A 15,513-nucleotide genomic window follows, 5' to 3' on the forward strand; every position below is an offset into this window, starting at 1 on the left:
GACAGCGGAACCAGCGCCTTGACGATACGGGCACCACTGCGCTCCTCCATGGCCTGGATCTGGCCACGGCGAGAGTTCAGGTCGCCGATCACTTCGCCCATGTAGTCCTCGGGCGTGATGACCTCGACGGCCATGATCGGCTCGAGGATCACCGGACCGGCCTTGCGGGCCGCTTCCTTGAGGGCGGCGGAACCAGCGATCTTGAACGCCATTTCCGAGGAGTCGACCTCGTGGTAGGCGCCGTCGAGCAGCGAGGTCCGAATGTTGACCAGCGGGAAGCCGGCCAGCACGCCGTACTGCATGGCGTCCTGCATACCGGCATCGACGGACGGGATGTACTCGCGCGGAACGCGGCCACCGGTGACCTTGTTCTGGAACTCGTACGTCGCGCCGTCCTCGGCGTCGGTCAGCGGCTCGATCGCGATGATCACGCGGGCGAACTGGCCGGAGCCACCGGTCTGCTTCTTGTGGGTGTACTCGTGCTTGTCGACCTTCTTGGTGATGGTCTCGCGGTACGCCACCTGAGGCTTGCCGATATTGGCCTCGACCTTGAACTCGCGCTTCATGCGGTCCACGTAGATGTCGAGCTGGAGCTCACCCATACCACCGATGATGGTCTGGCCGGTCTCCTGATCGAGCTTCACGTTGAAGGTCGGGTCTTCTTCGGCGAACTTCTGGATCGCGCCGCCGAGCTTCTCCTGATCGGCCTTGGTCTTCGGCTCGATCGCGACCTGGATAACCGGGTCCGGGAAGGTCATGGACTCCAGCACGATCTGGTTCTGCGGATCGCACAGGGTGTCACCCGTGGTGGTGTCCTTGAGGCCGATGACCGCGTAGATGTGGCCGGCGACACCCTCGGGAACCGGGTTCTCCTTGTTGGAGTGCATCTGGAACAGCTTGCCCAGACGCTCCTTCCGGCCCTTGGTCGCATTGATGACCTGGGCGCCGGAATCGACCCGACCGGAGTACACGCGAATGTAGGTCAGCTTGCCGAAGAACGGGTGCGTCGCAATCTTGAACGCCAGGGCCGCGAACGGCTCCTCGACGCTCGGCTTGCGAGTCAGGATCTGGTCTTCCTTGCCCGGCACGTGGCCGGTCACGGACTCCACATCCAGCGGGGTCGGCAGGTAGTCGATGACGGCGTCGAGCATGGGCTGAACGCCCTTGTTCTTGAACGCCGAACCGCACAGCACCGGGTAGAGCTCGGAGTTGACGGTCATCTTGCGGATGGCGCCCTTGATCTCCTCGATCGAGAGCTCCTCACCGCCGAAGAACTTCTCGAGCAGCGCCTCATCGGACTCGGCGACGGTCTCGAGCAGCTGCTGACGGTAATCGGCAGCCTTCTCGACCAGATCGGCCGGGATCTCGACGACCTCGTACTCTTCGCCGAGCTTGGTCTCGCCGCGCCAGACCTTGGCATTGTTCTCGACCAGGTCGACGATGCCCTCGAAGGAATCCTCGGCGCCGATCGGCAGCTGGATCACCAGCGGGCGCGCGCCCAGACGATCCTTGATGGTCTGCACGGTGTAGTAGAAATCCGCACCGAGCTTGTCCATCTTGTTCACGAAGCAGATACGCGGCACGTCGTACTTATCGGCCTGACGCCACACCTGCTCGGACTGCGGCTCGACACCTTCTTTGCCGTCGAACACGGCAACGGCGCCGTCGAGGACGCGGAGCGAACGCTCCACCTCGACGGTGAAGTCGACGTGACCCGGGGTGTCGATGATGTTGATCTGGTTGTTCTTCCAGAAACAAGTCGTCGCGGCCGACGTGATGGTGATGCCGCGTTCCTGCTCCTGCGCCATCCAGTCCATCGTGGCGGCGCCGTCGTGCACCTCACCGATCTTGTACGTGATACCGGTGTAGAAGAGGATGCGTTCGGTGGTGGTCGTCTTACCGGCATCGATGTGGGCCATGATGCCGATGTTGCGGACCTTGTTGAGGTCGGTGAGCACGTCCTGTGCCACGGAAATCTTCCCCGCTCGTAGCTAGTTGGGTTCTTCGGGAACGACCCTGGCTTCTCCAGCGGTCATCACGGTGTCAACGCCCGGCGTGGCGCCTGAGTGCCGAGCACTCCAGACAGCTCAGCTGCCACGCCGGACTGTGACTCGACTCCCGGCACTTCCGAACGGAAAAGCCGGGGGCCGAATCACCAGCGGTAGTGCGCGAACGCCCGGTTCGACTCAGCCATCTTGTGGGTGTCCTCGCGACGCTTCACCGAAGCGCCCAAGCCATTGCTGGCATCCAGCAGCTCGTTCGCCAGACGCTCGACCATGGTCTTCTCGCGACGTGCGCGGGAGTAGGTGACCAGCCAGCGCAGCGCCAGGGTGTTGGCGCGACCCGGACGGACCTCGATCGGCACCTGGTAGGTGGCGCCACCGACGCGGCGGGGCTTCACCTCGAGGGCGGGCTTGACGTTGTCGAGCGCGCGCTTGAGGGTGACGACCGGATCGGTGCCGGTCTTCTCGCGCGCCTGCTCCAGCGCGGCGTAGACGATGCGCTCGGAAGTCGACTTCTTGCCGTCCATCAGGATCTTGTTGACCAGCTGAGTAACCAGCGGGGACCCGTAAACCGGGTCGTTGATCAGCGGACGCTTGGGTGCGGGGCCCTTGCGTGGCATATCAGCTCTTCTCCTTCTTGGCGCCGTACTTGCTGCGAGCCTGCTTGCGGTTCTTCACACCCTGGGTGTCGAGCGAACCGCGAATGATCTTGTAGCGCACACCCGGGAGGTCCTTCACTCGACCACCGCGAACGAGCACCATCGAGTGCTCCTGCAGGTTGTGACCCTCACCGGGGATGTAGGCCGTGACCTCGACCGCGCTGGTCAGGCGAACACGCGCGACCTTACGCAGCGCGGAGTTCGGCTTCTTCGGAGTCGTGGTGTACACGCGGGTGCACACGCCACGACGCTGCGGGCTCTCCTTGAGGGCCGCGGTCTTGGTCTTGGTGACCTTGTCGCGACGACCCTTGCGGACCAGCTGGTTGATGGTTGGCATAGACCGGCTTTCCTTATTAGTAACCAGATGTCTGGAACTTCATGTCTTAGTCATTCGAGCTTTCGGCCCAGTTCCCGCGCTATTTCCTCACCACGGGGTCGGGCGTGTCATGCGCAAAGCGTTTGCCGATTTACAGGCACGCTGGGGAGGTCAGCCGCTCTCGCTGGCCTACGTACTGCGCACAAACCTGCCCGAATGCTTCCGGGCACAGCGGTCCACGATACCCGCACCCTTTACAGGGGGCAAAAGGGGTCCCCACACTGACCCTTTCGAGCGACCTGCAAGCAGTTGCTACGAGGCGCTGGTAGAGGGGATTACCGAGACAGGTTGAGAGTCAACTCGACCAGCTTGCGGGCCGCATCGCACGGATCCGGGTGGTTGGAACCGGCTCGGTAGTTGAGCCACCAGCCGACGATCCCGGTGTCCGCGGCGGGTGCGCTGACACCGCACGAATCCGGGTCGTTGGGGCGATGCGTTTCGAGCGAGCGGCGACCCTGCACGGTTATGTCGTTGGTCACATAGTGCAGCTTGTCGTTATTGGCCTTCTCGTTCGCGAGCGAACCCTCTTCGTACCAGTTCAGGGTGATCATGCCGCTGCCGGAGGTGCCGCCCTCCAGATCCCACATGCAGACCGCGCCGTTGAAGGACGGGTTCACGTAGGTGCCGTCGCCGACGGTCTTGGTGATGTCGTCGAGCGAGACCACATCGCATTCGCGCAGCAGTTTGTCGAAATTGGTATTGATCTTGCCGCCGCTGTCGGTGGTAGTGCCGCCCGCGGGCAGCGCGGTGCCGGGGACCGTCTTGCCGCAACCGGCGACGGCGGTCGTCAGCGCGAGTACCGCGAGCAGCACCGCACCATGAGTCCGCCGCATGCCCATCCCCCTCATCCGAGCCTCTGCACGGTCAGTTCCGCCATCTTGTGGGTGCGGTCGCACGGATTGCCCAGATTGCCGGAGGAGAAGAGGCCGTAGGAGATGGACCATTCGAAGAAGTCGTCGTCCAGCTGCACGGCGAGATCGCAGACGGCGCCGGCCGGGTCGAGAGCCTGGAAGCCTTTCTTGCCACCGACGTCGATGGTCTGCGGATTGCGGCCGACGCTGGCCACCCAGGCCTTCTCGCGATCGATGGGACTGCCGCGGTAGGAGGCGAAAGTGACGCTGGCCGAGCCCAATCCGGAGGCCTTCCAATTGCAGCCGACCGCATTCTTGAACACCTGCGATACGGTGCCGAGCCCCCCGAGGTCGCGAACCTCGTCATCGGTGAGGTGGCCGCATTCGCCGACGAACGGGCCCAGCGTCGCCACTTTCGGCGGTGGCCGCAGGCCGGTCGTGTTGTCCGAATCGCTCTTCCCGCCGCACGCCGACAGCAGCAGCGCGAGGCTCAACCCCGTGACGATCGCTGTGCCGATTTTGGCTGTGCCGATTTTGCCCCTTCGCTGCGCTCCGGGGCGGGTTCGCGGCCTGGAAGTCTCGATTCTTCCCTCCTCCGCTCCTCCGCTTCGCTCCCCCGCTCCGTCAGTCCAGAATCGAGACGGCCGCGAACCATCTGCGTGCATGCATTGGACGGTACCGGAAGTGCGTGATGGAGTCGCGATGGCAGCAGGCGCGGATAGCTCGTCTCTATCAAAGGTTTCCGCGTGCCTCCTGCTCGCGTTCGATGGCCTGGAAGAGGGCCTTGAAGTTGCCTTTGCCGAAGCCGAGGGAGCCGTGGCGTTCGATGAGTTCGAAGAACACGGTGGGCCGGTCGGTGATGGGCTTGCAGAAGATCTGCAGCAGGTAGCCGTCCTCGTCGCGGTCGACGAGGATGCCGCGCGACTGCAGATCTTCGGCGGGGACGCGGACGTGGCCGATGCGGGAGCGGAGTTCGGGGTCCTCGTAGTAGGTGTCGGGGGTGTCGAGGAATTCGATGCCCTCGCGGCGGAGGGTGTCGACGGCGGTGAGGATGTCACCGGTGGCGAGGGCGATGTGCTGGACGCCGGGGCCGCGATAGAACTCCAGGTATTCGTCGATCTGGGATTTCTTGCGGCTCACGGCCGGTTCGTTGAGCGGGAATTTGACGCGGTGGTTGCCGTTCGCGACAACCTTGCTCATGAGGGCGGAGTAGTCGGTGGCGATATCGTCGCCGACGAATTCGGCCATGTTCTCGAAACCCATGACGCGGCGGTAGAACTCGACCCAGGTGTCCATCTGCCCGAGTTCCACATTGCCGACGACGTGATCGATGGCCTGGAAGATCCGCTTCGGCGCGTCCGGACGGGGCTGGTAGTCGGAGCGGCGGGCGACGAAGCCCGGCAGATACGGACCGTCGTAGCGGGAGCGGTCGATGAGGGTGTGCCGGGTTTCGCCGTAGGTGGCGAGGGCGGCGGAGCGGACGGTGCCGTGGCCGTCGGTGTCGTCGTGTGGTTCGACCAGGACGGTGGCGCCGTGGGTGCGGGCCCAGGCGATGCAGCGGTCCACGTCCGGGACCTCCAGGGCGATATCGGTGATCCCGTCCCCGTGCCGGTCGTGATGGGCCACCAGCGGGCTGCTGGGGTCCACTGCGCCGCACACCACGAAGCGGGCGCTGCCGCTGCGCAGGACGTAGGCCTTGTGGTCGCGATTGCCGGTTTCGGGGCCGGAGTAGGCCTCCAGCCGCATACCGAAGGCGGATTCCAGGAAGTGCGCGGTCTGGGTGGCATTGCCGACTGCCCAGACCAGTGCGTCCCAGCCGATGACGGGGAAGGGATCTGCGGCCGCGTCATGATCGACCAGGCCGATCAGCCGGCGTAGTTCGTCGGACTCCGGTGCCACAACCTCGATGCTCATGTGATCAGCAAATCGCTGCGGGTGCCAGCTGAGCAATATCGGGGAATTCGAGTAGACATCCTGGTGAATTACGCCACCATCCGGGCCCTGGTGCTGGACAATTTGAATACCACATCACCCTCGAGCGGAGGTCCTGCCATGGCACGCACGCCCGCCAAGCTGGACGAACTGGATCTGGCCATTCTCACGGCCATGCACGACTACCAGAAGGCAGGGATTCTGGAGCTTTCGCGGCGCACGCGGGTTGCCCGCGCGACGGTGCAGTCACGGATCGCACGTATGGAGGAGGCGGGGGTGATCTCCTCCTATGATCCGCAAATCGATGTCACCGCAGCGGGTTTCGATGTGCAGGCATTTGTGACGCTGGAGATCACGCAGGGCGCGCTGGAGGCGGTGGCCGCCGATCTGGAGGGCATTCCCGGGGTGCTGGAGGCGTATGCCACCACCGGTTCCGGTGATGTGATGTGCCGGATCGGCGCGGATTCGCATGCCGGGTTGCAACATGTGCTGCTCAGCATCGACCGCAGTTCCTCGGTGTCGCGGTCGCACAGCGTGATCGTGCTGTCCACCGTGGTTCCGCAGCGCACGCTGCCACTACTGCGGACCCTCACCCCGTCCGGGTCGAGTAAGGCTCCGGCTTACCGCAATTCGCACTGAGTCGCGGATTCACTTTGCAGGTGGATCCCGGCCAAAAGCATGCCGGGGTGCGCCTGACCCGACGGGAGTTCGCGGTCGTCGCGACGGAGTCGCGCCCGACGTGACTGGTTCCCGCTAGACGTGATCGGCTTGCACTAGATCATTCGGGACGAGGCGTTACGTGCGGTTCATGCGGGTGATGAGGCCGCAGACGTGGGCTTCGGCGGCTGTGCGGGCGTCTGCGGGGTGGCCGGATTCGAGGGCTTCGAGAATGCGGCGGTGTTCGCGGAGGGCGGTGCGCCGGTTGCGGGGGTGGGCCCAGAGGTCGCCGCGGTAGAGGTGGGCCTGGGCCTCGAGGCGCGCGAGTTCCTCGGCGACGGTGCGGTTTCCGGAGCGGTCGCGAATGAAGGTGTGGAATTCGAGGTCGAGATCGGTGTCGCGGGCGGGGTCCACATTGTCGCGGAGGTTGTTGTCCTGCTCGGACAGCATGGCGGTGAGTTTGCCGAGGTCGGATTCGGTGAGGCGGGTGGCGGCGCCGGCGGCGGCGAGGCCGTCGAGGACGGAGCGGACCGCGAGTACATCGCGGATCTGGGCGTCGTCGACGACGGCCACGCGGGCGCCGGCGTGCGGGACATTCACGGCCAGGCCCTCGTAGATGAGCTGCTGCACCGCTTCGCGAACCGGGCTGCGGCTCACACCCAGTCGCGCGGACAGGGCGAGCACGCTCAGCGGTGCGCCCGGTGCGAGTTCGCCGGACAGCACGAGCTGCCGCAACTGCCGGTGCACGGAGGGGCCGAGCAGTTCGCTGTCCGGTTCGGTCATGGATGGTCCTTTCGATGCTCGGTACGAAATTACCCTTGCGGCCGGTAGTTGGCCTGGACGCGCTGGGTCAGGAACTCGGCGGCCGTGACGGGCGGATAGACGCCCTGCGGGCCGGCGATGATCGCGTCGCGGTCGGCCTGGGCAAAGTAGGCGATGCTGTAGCGGTCACCCTGGTATTCGTCGGCGCCGGGGCTGCGGACGCGGTGGAAGTTGGAGGGCAGCAGGTCATCGCTCCAGCGGGTGAGCATGTCACCGATATTGCAGGTGATGAGCGCCGAGGACGGCGTGATGGAGGTCCACTGCTGTTCGGCCATCTCCTTACCCGGGCAGACCTGCAGACCGCCCTGGCCGTCGCGCTGGAAAAGCAGTGTGACGCAGTCGAAGTCGGTGTGCGCACCGGCCCGCCAGCGGCCGGGCACCTCGCGCAGTTCGGCGGGGACGGCGAAGTAGTGCAGCAGGCGCAGGGTGGATTGGTAGTGCTCGGAGGCCGGGTTGTGCGCGGTGGTGAAGTGCTCGCGGGGCAGGCCGAGGCGATCGGCGAAGCAGGACAGCACCTGCATGGCGACGCGCCAGCAGCGATTCTCGAATTCCAGTACGGCCGTGGTGAATCCGGGCAGCTCATTCGCGGTGGGCCAGCGGCCGTCCATATGCGGCCGGGTGATCTGGTAGGACTCCTTCTGGTCGGGGACGCCGATGGAGGGGCGCACCTGGCTCAGCGATTCCCATCCCGCATTGTCGGCCTTGACCAGTGGGTACTGACCCTTCACCGGTTCGGGCAGCTCGAAAAAGCCTGCGGTGACCGCGAATACGGCGTCGATCTGCTCCTGCGGAATGCCGTGGCCGGAGAGCTGGAAGAAGCCGATATCGGTGGCGGCAGCCCAGAGCTGGTCGGTGATCTCGGCGCGGCGGTCCTCGAAGTCGGTGAGGTCGATAATGCGGATGTCCCGCGCGGCCTCGGCACCCAGCCCGCCCATCTGCTTCTCACGGGCGACTTCGGCGGTGTCGTTGGTCATGGGTTTCCCTCTCTGATAAAGGTTTTCAGCCTGCGGTGACGGTGCGATCGAGAAACTCTTTGTCGACGAGGTTCTTGGCCGTGAGTCCGGCCGGGACGTTCGCGCCGCCGTGGCGCAGGATGGGCGCGAACTGGTCGATGACGCGCTGTACCCGGGCTTCGTCGAAACTGCCGAGCACACCGTCGGTGTCATTGCCGATCAGGCCGCTGTCGATCAGGGTTTTAGAGCCGTAGGCGGCGAGAGCCGCGCTGTAGGGCGTCAGATTCGCGCTCTTGGAGACGACATCGACGACCACGTCGTTGACGTGACTCGGGTCCGTGCGGAATTGCGCTGTGGCCCTTTGGATCATGGGGACCAAGCGCTGCAGGCACGGTCGCAGGGCATCGAGCTTGTCGGTGCGCACGTTCACCGTGCGGGCGTATCCCTCGTAGCCGACATCACGCAGCAGCTGGTAGCCGACCGGCTTGTCCCAAGCCTTCACTTCGTGCTCGTAGACATAGGGCTCGGAATTGGCGAAACCCTGCTGCGCGAAGGAGGGATCGGAGACGAAGCGGGAGGGTCCGTTGTCGTAGGAGGCGTCGATCTGCTTGGCGTTCAGCAGTCCCCGGGACACCAGCCACTCGGGGTAGAGCTGGCCCTGCGAAACCACCACGGGGGCATTCGCTTTGCCAATATCGGCAATACCGTGCCAGTCGGAATGGGTTTTGGGATCCCACATGAGCATCTGCGGGCTGGACCGCAGCAGGGTGGTGACCGCGACGATCGGCTGCTTACCGGACGCCGCGATGGCGTCTTCGGAATGATCGAGGCCCAGCGTGATCGACGGATCGACATACATCTGCGAGGGCACGGTCTGGAAGCCGATGGCCGGGCCGCCGGCGCGGATCTCCAGCTTGACGCCGGTGTCCTTGCCGTCCACCACGAGCGGCCCGGTGACCTTGTTGTTGTCGGAGTCGACGTGATAGCCGGGGCCGAGCAGTCCGAAGATCGGGCCCGAGTCGGTTTCCGGATCCCATTGCAACTGGACCACGACGGTCGCGGGGCAGCGTCCGGCCAATTGCTGTTCGGCGGGTGCGGCCGGGAGTTGTACTGCGGCGGAATCGTTCTGGGAGTTGGAGCAGGCGGAACCGGTGGCGACCACGAGGGCCGCGAGTCCGGCTACACCGAGACGGCGCAGACAGGTGTGCATGAGTTCTCCACAGGGTGTTGATAAAGAGTCAGCGGCCGGAGGCGTGCCAGCGGCCTACGGTGAGTCGCTGGGCGACGGTGAAGATCGCGAAGACTGCGACACCGAACAGGGCGGCCAGCAGCAGCGCGGCGAGCAGATCCTCCGATTGCAGTCGCGCCCGGTAGGTGTCGAGCAGGGTCCCGATACCGGGCTGGCCCTTGGCGAAGAACATGTCGCCGATGACCGCGCCGGTCACCGAGAGTCCGGCTGCGGTGCGCAGGCTGGCCATGATGGACGGCAGCGCGGCGGGCAGTTCCAGGGATATCAAGCGGCGCAGTCGATTCGCGCGGCCGAGGGTGAAAAGTTCCCGCAGGTTGTGGTCCACGCTCTGAATGCCGAACAGGGTCATGGCGATAATGGGGTGCACCGCGATGAGCACGCAGACCAGGACGCGGGCGGTGAGACCGTAGCCGAACCACAGGCCGATCAGCGGGACGACGGCTAGCACCGGAATCGCCTGCAGCACTACGGCATAGGGATAGACCACACGCTCGACCGCTTTGGCCTGGCTCATGAGTACCCCGATGGCGATGCCGAGTACCGCGGCGAAGAACAGGCCGGTGACTGCCACCCGCGCGGTCACCGCCAGCGCGTGCAGCATCACCTCCATTTTGGCTGGGTTGCTGAGGGATTCGGCGAACACCTGGTGCGGCGGCGGGAGCAGGAAGCGGCGGTCGGGGGCGAGCAATACCAGCGACACCGTGTACCACGCGGCCAGTGCTAGTCCGATACAGACCAGTGGCACAACGGCTTTGCCGAGCCAGCGGTACGGAATCCGCCAGGCGGGGCGGGAGACGGCGGGCGCGGAGACGGCGAGACCTACCATTACGAAGCCTCTTTCAGGGAACGGGACACCCGCGACACCAATTCGGTGAAGGCGGGCTCGAAGCGCAGTTCGCGGCCGCGCGGATACGGCAGGTCGATATCGATCACCTCGTGCACCCGGCCGGGCCGGGCGGACATGACCACCACCCGCCCGGCCAGGAACACCGCCTCCGAGACCGAATGCGTGATGAACAGTGCGGTGAAGGCGTTGTCGCGGTAGAGCCGCAGCAGCTCCTCCTGCATGCTCAGCCGGGTGATCTCGTCGAGGGCGCCGAAGGGTTCGTCGAGCAGCATGAGGCGTGGTTCGAGGGCCAGCGCGCGGGCGAGAGAGACGCGCATGCGCATACCGCCGGAGAGCTGACCGGGGAGTTTGCCCGCGAAATCGGCCAGGCCGACCGCGCCGAGCGCACGGGTGGCGCGCTCGCGGCGAGTGCTGCGATCGATGCCGCGCAATTGGGCGCTGAGTTCGACATTGCGCAGCACATTGCGCCATGGCAGCAGGGTGGCATCCTGGAAGATGAAGCCGACCGAATCGGTCTGCACCGCAATGCTTCCGGAGGTCGGCGGTTCCAGGCCGGCGGCGAGCCGCAGCAGGGTGGACTTGCCGCAGCCGGAAGGTCCTACCACAGCGACGAATTCGCCGCGCCGCACCTGTAGGTCGATATCGGCGAGTGCGATGACCTCGCCGGAACCGTTGCCGGAGTAGCACTTTCCGATGCCGGTGAACGCGATCTCCGGGCTGGTCCCCGAGTCGTGCACTGTGCTGCCGGCCGGGTTCCGCGCTGCGTCTTGCAGGACCACCGCACTCACCTTCTCTCGCTCTGAATTGCGTGCACTGTGTGCGTGAGATCAGTGTTGTCGATCTGAATTACATGCAATCGTGTGACTGTTTCGAATTGATTAACTGTCACTGCATGCTATTGAGCTGCTTCACCAGAGCCTGTTCATCGGTGCGGGTGCTGTGGCCGTCGCGGATCACGACCTCTCCGTCCACCCACACCGTGTCCACCACGCGCGGGGAGGCGGTGGTGAGCAGCATGGCGCCCGGATCACGCGCCGGGAGGCAGGCGAAGTCCCGATCGAAGCGGATGAGGGACAGGTCGGCGCGGTCGCCCACCCGGACTCCGGAATGCGTGGCGGGATCACCCAGGGCGCGGCCCGCGCCGCGGGTGGCCATGCGCAGCATGTCGTCGAAACCGAGCAGGTCGGCGCGCTGATGCGTGACGCGCTGCAGGTACGCGCCCATGCGCAGGGCCAGCAGCATGTCCTGGGTGTCATTGGAGGCGGCACCGTCCACCCCGAGACCGACGCCGATGCCGGCGGCCAGCATGGCCGGTACCGGGGCCACGCCGCTGCCCAGTCGCATATTGCTCAAAGGGTTGTAGGACACCGAGACTCCGCGTTCGGCGAAGACCGCCCGCCCGCGCTCGTCGAGCTTGCAACAGTGCACAGCGAGCGTCCGCTCACCGAGCAGGCCGCCGGCGTCGAGGTAGTCGACGGCCGAGCAGGCTGCATGCAATCGGCACATGTCCTCGTCGGTACTGGTTTCCAGCAGATGGATGGAGATGGTTTTGCCGGTGCGATCGGCGTATTCGCGCACGGTCGCCATGCCCTCGGGCGTGAGGCAGCGCGGGTTCGGCACCGCCAGCGCGGTGGTGATGCGGGAGCCCGCCAGCCGGGTATCGAGGTCGTCGATATGTGCCAGGACCTCTGAAAGTGGTTGCAGCAGGCGAGGATCCATGCCCCATTTGCGGGTGACATCCGCGCGATCGGCGAGTCCGCGCCCGAAGACCACTCGAATGCCCAGCTCTTGCAGCGCACGCAGCGCGGCATCGTGCACGGCCTCCGACGAGTTCGGCCACATATGCTCGACCACGGTGGTGACACCGCTGCGGAGCAGTTCCAGCCCGCCCGCCAGTGCGGCGAGATAGGTCTGCTCGGGAGTGGCCGCCACCGTGAATTCGCCGACACAGTGCAGCCATTCGAGCAGCGGCAGCCCCTCCCCCGCACCGCGCAGCACGGATTGCTGGAGATGGGTGTGGGTATTGACGAACCCGGGAATCAGATGCCCGCCGCTGCCCTCGAACCGCGGACCCGGGCGATCGATTCCCGCGCCGGGACCGATCGCGACGATGCGGCCGTCCTCGACGACCACATCCTGGCCCGAAAGCCATTGCGGCCCAGCGGCAGTGGCGGCATAGACGGTGACATCACCGATAACAGTGGACAGGGGCGTAGAGCGCACCATGCGGCATTCCTCCGGGAAATGCGGCTGGTTCGCCCGCCTCCAACAGACGGTGCACATGCGTCCGTTTCAGCCATGAACGCCGTGCCGCCACACTAACGACCCCATATTGCATGCCGGTAAACCCCGCCGCCGTGGCCGGGCGACCCGACTGCATCCAGCACCGCCGCCCCGTCATCCCGGCACCACCACCCCATCATCCCGGCACCACCACCCCATCATCCCGGCACCACCACCCCATCATCCCGGCACCACCACCCCATCATCCCGGCATCCCGGCATGCTTTTGGCCGGGATCCACACCGCCCGCGCTTCACCGATGCGGTGGATCCCGGCCAAAAGCGCGCCGGGATGACGGGGGCGGCCAACCGGCGGGGCCATCACTGCCGCCGGGTTTCCCTTGTCAGGGTTTGAGATTCGCGCCCGGAGCAAGTATTTCGACGCTGGGTGCCCGGTCGGGTTCCAGGAATTCCAGCAGCGCATGGGCTTCCGCTTCGACTGCGGCCTGCTGCCGGGGCGACCAGACCGCGCGGGGGCTGATGCGCAAGCGTGCGGTATCGGCGGTGGTGAAGATCTTGTAGATGCCGGAGAGGTAGCCGTCCACGAGGATCGACGAGACCTGGGCGGCGAAGGCCTGCAGGGGTGGGGCGGCGCCGTCCGGGATGATGCGGGTGCGGTCCTGATGGGACAGCAGCGCATGGTCGTACCAGCTCAGCAGGCGAACGGGGGCGGGGAGATCCGGGTCGGCGAGTGCGGCGTCGGCGGCGTCGTAGAGGGTGCGGCCGCGGTCGTCGGTGTAGGTGCGGACGCGGTCGCCGAGGCGGGCCACGGCCGGTTTCATGCCGGTGAGTTTGGACCAGGTCTGCATATCCATGGTGGTGGCCGGACCGAAGGCGCGCAGATAGCGCAGCAGCAGTTCCTCCAGCGGATAACCGTGGTCGAGGGGTGCGCCCAGCCAGGGTTCGACGCGTGACCAGACGGGGCGGCTGCTGTCTCCCCAGCGGCCGCGCGGCGGGGTCTGCAGCACCGGCAGCTGGTAGAGCCAGGTCTGCAGGACCGCGCCCGGATCACGGTCGGGGTACAGCGCGGCGGCGTGCGCACGCAGGTCCGCCGCGGACATGGGCTCGTCGCCGAGCACCTCCTCCCCGTGTGCGCGCACCTCCTCGGGATCGAGGCCGACCATGGCGCCGTAGTTGAATCCCTTACGGAACGGGATCTTTTCGAGCTCCGGCTGGATATGCGGTGCGATGCGCAGCGCGTCCACCGGGGTGACCAGGTGAATGGTGCCGCGCATCAAGGTGATTCGCGCCAGCGAGCGATCGTCCAGCGCCGCCGAGACCGTCGCCGGGTCGAAATCGCTTGTGCGGCTCCACAAGGCGACGAACGGCGGCAGCATGTCCTGCGCCTGTAACCCGACCAGCTGTTCGCACAGCTGCGGCGCGGTGAGCGTGGCACGCTCCAGCAGGTGCTGGCGCGACAGCAATGTGCGGTTCAGAACCTGCTGGGAAAGCTTCACAATTCAGCCACGCTACGGGATATCGCGGTCAGCGCAGCGTGACGACGACCTTGCCGGTGGCGGTGCGCTTGTCGAGTGCGGAGACGGCTTCGGCGGTGTGCTCGAGGGTGTACAGCAGCGGGTCCGGCGGGGCGATCTGGCCGCTGGCGAGCAGCGGCGCGACCTCGGCCCACTGCTCCTGCAGGTAGCCGGGGTGGGTCATCACCCATTCACCCCAGGCCGCACCGATGACCTCGACGTTCTTGAGCAGCAGGCGATTCACCTTCACGGTCGGGATATCGCCCGCGGTGAAGCCGACGACCAGTACCCGGCCGCCGGAGGCCAGCGAGCGAATGCTGTCGGTGAAGCGGTCGCCGCCGACCGGGTCCAGCACGATATCCACCCCGCGCCCGCCGGTCAGTTCCTTGACGGCGGCCAGCCAGCCGTCGGTCAGCACCACATCGGTGGCGCCGTTCGCCCGGGCCACTTCGGCCTTCTCCTCGGTGCTCACCACGGCGATGACCCGGCCCGCGCCCAGCGCCTGCGCCATGCGCAGCGTGGAGGTGCCGATACCGCCCGCGGCGCCGTGCACGAGCACGGTCTCACCGGGGGCCAGGCGGCCACGCTTGGTGAGGCAGAAGTGCACAGTCAGATCGTTGAACAGCACACCCGCGCCCGCGGCGAGGGAGACATTGTCAGGCAGCGTGAACACCATGTTCGCGGGCGACACCGCGACCTCGGCGGCCGCATTGCCGAGCAGGGTCAGCGCCACCACGCGGTCGCCCGGCTTCACATGCGCATCCGCAGGGGCCTCGCGCACGATTCCGGCGACCTCACAGCCGACGACGTACGGCAGCGGCGGCTTCATCTGGTACAGACCGCGCGTCATGAGCACATCGGGGAACGCGATGCCCGCCGCGTGCACCTCGATGACAACGCCGCCGGGATAGGCCGCGGGCTCGGGGACGTCGAGAACCTCGATGGCCTCCGGCCCTTCGAGCTTGCTCACCACGGCTGCACGCATGCCACACACTCCGATCAATGCACCATTGGATACCCGCCGAACGTAACCCATACAGCCATGGCGTGTCACCGCCACCGGGCGAGTCGGCCGGCGCAGTTCCGGCGGCAGGCGTGCGCCGCACGGCCAACCGAGCCATATCTGATCGACGGACCCGGCGGGTCCGCCCGGCGGTCCTGGCGAATGACAGGGGCCGCCGAACCCATCTCCGATCAGCGGTGGGTGTACTCGATCATCGCCTCGTCGGCCAGGGTGGCGCCGCCCTGGACGATGGCCAGTGCGGTGGAGGTGACGCGGTACTGGGTGCCGTCGCCGGGGTTGGTGGCGGTGAAGCCGCCGGAGCCGTCGGGCACCGGATCGTCGAGGTCGATGCCCGCGCCGTCGCTGATCCGCACGCCCTTGTAGTAGTAGCGGCCGACGCCGGT

15 protein-coding genes and 1 pseudogene are annotated in these 15,513 nt (G+C 66.2%); 1 reads left to right on the forward strand and 15 read right to left on the reverse strand.

Annotated elements, in window-relative coordinates:
• The 6 genes from fusA to hppD all read right to left on the reverse strand — a co-directional run.
• Positions 1-1,970: elongation factor G (gene fusA / locus JWN03_RS40370; protein ID WP_297627056.1), on the reverse strand; the 1,970-nt coding region annotated here is incomplete at its 3' end.
• A gap of 182 nt (positions 1,971-2,152) precedes the next feature.
• Positions 2,153-2,623: a 30S ribosomal protein S7 gene (rpsG, locus tag JWN03_RS40375; RefSeq protein ID WP_297627059.1), complete on the reverse strand. Its 471-nt coding sequence runs from the start codon at positions 2,621-2,623 to the stop codon at positions 2,153-2,155.
• 1 nt (position 2,624) lies between these two features.
• Complete coding sequence (gene rpsL, locus JWN03_RS40380) at positions 2,625-2,999, reverse strand: 30S ribosomal protein S12 (RefSeq protein WP_297627061.1); 375 nt, start codon at positions 2,997-2,999, stop codon at positions 2,625-2,627.
• Positions 3,000-3,313: 314 nt separating this feature from the next.
• On the reverse strand, positions 3,314-3,871 hold the full coding sequence (locus JWN03_RS40385) for a DUF3558 domain-containing protein (RefSeq protein WP_297627064.1): 558 nt from the start codon (positions 3,869-3,871) through the stop codon (positions 3,314-3,316).
• An 11-nt stretch (positions 3,872-3,882) separates the two neighbouring features.
• The gene (locus JWN03_RS40390) at positions 3,883-4,383 is read right to left on the reverse strand and encodes a DUF3558 domain-containing protein (protein WP_297627067.1); all 501 of its coding nucleotides are present in this window, start codon (positions 4,381-4,383) and stop codon (positions 3,883-3,885) included.
• A 238-nt stretch (positions 4,384-4,621) separates the two neighbouring features.
• Complete coding sequence (gene hppD, locus JWN03_RS40395) at positions 4,622-5,803, reverse strand: 4-hydroxyphenylpyruvate dioxygenase (protein WP_297627069.1); 1,182 nt, start codon at positions 5,801-5,803, stop codon at positions 4,622-4,624.
• 138 nt (positions 5,804-5,941) lie between these two features.
• Here hppD and JWN03_RS40400 point away from each other — a divergent pair, with 138 nt between their 5' ends.
• The gene (locus JWN03_RS40400) at positions 5,942-6,460 is read left to right on the forward strand and encodes an Lrp/AsnC family transcriptional regulator (protein WP_297627072.1); all 519 of its coding nucleotides are present in this window, start codon (positions 5,942-5,944) and stop codon (positions 6,458-6,460) included.
• Between the two features lie 156 nt (positions 6,461-6,616).
• Here the strand turns inward: JWN03_RS40400 and JWN03_RS40405 are convergent, their stop codons facing one another.
• From JWN03_RS40405 to JWN03_RS40445, 9 genes and pseudogenes are all read right to left on the reverse strand, one after another.
• Positions 6,617-7,261: a GntR family transcriptional regulator gene (locus JWN03_RS40405; RefSeq protein ID WP_297627075.1), complete on the reverse strand. Its 645-nt coding sequence runs from the start codon at positions 7,259-7,261 to the stop codon at positions 6,617-6,619.
• A gap of 29 nt (positions 7,262-7,290) precedes the next feature.
• Positions 7,291-8,274 (reverse strand): isopenicillin N synthase family dioxygenase, encoded by a 984-nt coding sequence (locus JWN03_RS40410; protein WP_297627078.1) that lies wholly within the window; start codon positions 8,272-8,274, stop codon positions 7,291-7,293.
• 25 nt (positions 8,275-8,299) lie between these two features.
• Positions 8,300-9,463: a nitrate ABC transporter substrate-binding protein gene (locus tag JWN03_RS40415; RefSeq protein WP_297627081.1), complete on the reverse strand. Its 1,164-nt coding sequence runs from the start codon at positions 9,461-9,463 to the stop codon at positions 8,300-8,302.
• Between the two features lie 28 nt (positions 9,464-9,491).
• Complete coding sequence (locus JWN03_RS40420) at positions 9,492-10,328, reverse strand: ABC transporter permease (protein ID WP_297627083.1); 837 nt, start codon at positions 10,326-10,328, stop codon at positions 9,492-9,494.
• A complete protein-coding gene (locus tag JWN03_RS40425; protein WP_441343152.1) occupies positions 10,328-11,059 on the reverse strand; it encodes an ABC transporter ATP-binding protein in 732 nt (243 codons plus the stop codon). Before JWN03_RS40425 ends, JWN03_RS40420 begins: the two co-directional genes overlap by 1 nt.
• Positions 11,060-11,234: 175 nt before the next feature.
• A complete protein-coding gene (locus JWN03_RS40430; protein WP_297627086.1) occupies positions 11,235-12,575 on the reverse strand; it encodes an amidohydrolase family protein in 1,341 nt (446 codons plus the stop codon).
• Between the two features lie 400 nt (positions 12,576-12,975).
• A complete protein-coding gene (locus tag JWN03_RS40435) occupies positions 12,976-14,088 on the reverse strand; it encodes a winged helix DNA-binding domain-containing protein (RefSeq protein ID WP_297627089.1) in 1,113 nt (370 codons plus the stop codon).
• A gap of 28 nt (positions 14,089-14,116) precedes the next feature.
• A complete protein-coding gene (locus JWN03_RS40440; RefSeq protein WP_297627091.1) occupies positions 14,117-15,091 on the reverse strand; it encodes an NADPH:quinone oxidoreductase family protein in 975 nt (324 codons plus the stop codon).
• 209 nt (positions 15,092-15,300) lie between these two features.
• Positions 15,301-15,513, reverse strand: a pseudogene (locus JWN03_RS40445) (serine/threonine-protein kinase); the annotation flags it as partial.

Source organism: Nocardia sp. (assembly GCF_025465275.1).
GTDB lineage: Bacteria > Actinomycetota > Actinomycetes > Mycobacteriales > Mycobacteriaceae > Nocardia.

Excerpts from the sequence above, each read along its gene's own strand:
- JWN03_RS40410 (WP_297627078.1), bottom strand. The coding sequence starts at position 8,274 with ATGACCAACGACACCGCCGAAGTCGCCCGTGAGAAGCAGATGGGCGGG.
- JWN03_RS40430 (WP_297627086.1), bottom strand. The coding sequence starts at position 12,575 with ATGGTGCGCTCTACGCCCCTGTCCACTGTTATCGGTGATGTCACCGTC.
- rpsG (WP_297627059.1), bottom strand. The coding sequence starts at position 2,623 with ATGCCACGCAAGGGCCCCGCACCCAAGCGTCCGCTGATCAACGACCCG.
- JWN03_RS40385 (WP_297627064.1), bottom strand. The coding sequence starts at position 3,871 with ATGCGGCGGACTCATGGTGCGGTGCTGCTCGCGGTACTCGCGCTGACG.
- hppD (WP_297627069.1), bottom strand. The coding sequence starts at position 5,803 with ATGAGCATCGAGGTTGTGGCACCGGAGTCCGACGAACTACGCCGGCTG.
- JWN03_RS40415 (WP_297627081.1), bottom strand. The coding sequence starts at position 9,463 with ATGCACACCTGTCTGCGCCGTCTCGGTGTAGCCGGACTCGCGGCCCTC.
- JWN03_RS40405 (WP_297627075.1), bottom strand. The coding sequence starts at position 7,261 with ATGACCGAACCGGACAGCGAACTGCTCGGCCCCTCCGTGCACCGGCAG.
- JWN03_RS40400 (WP_297627072.1), top strand. The coding sequence starts at position 5,942 with ATGGCACGCACGCCCGCCAAGCTGGACGAACTGGATCTGGCCATTCTC.
- JWN03_RS40440 (WP_297627091.1), bottom strand. The coding sequence starts at position 15,091 with ATGCGTGCAGCCGTGGTGAGCAAGCTCGAAGGGCCGGAGGCCATCGAG.
- JWN03_RS40420 (WP_297627083.1), bottom strand. The coding sequence starts at position 10,328 with ATGGTAGGTCTCGCCGTCTCCGCGCCCGCCGTCTCCCGCCCCGCCTGG.
- rpsL (WP_297627061.1), bottom strand. The coding sequence starts at position 2,999 with ATGCCAACCATCAACCAGCTGGTCCGCAAGGGTCGTCGCGACAAGGTC.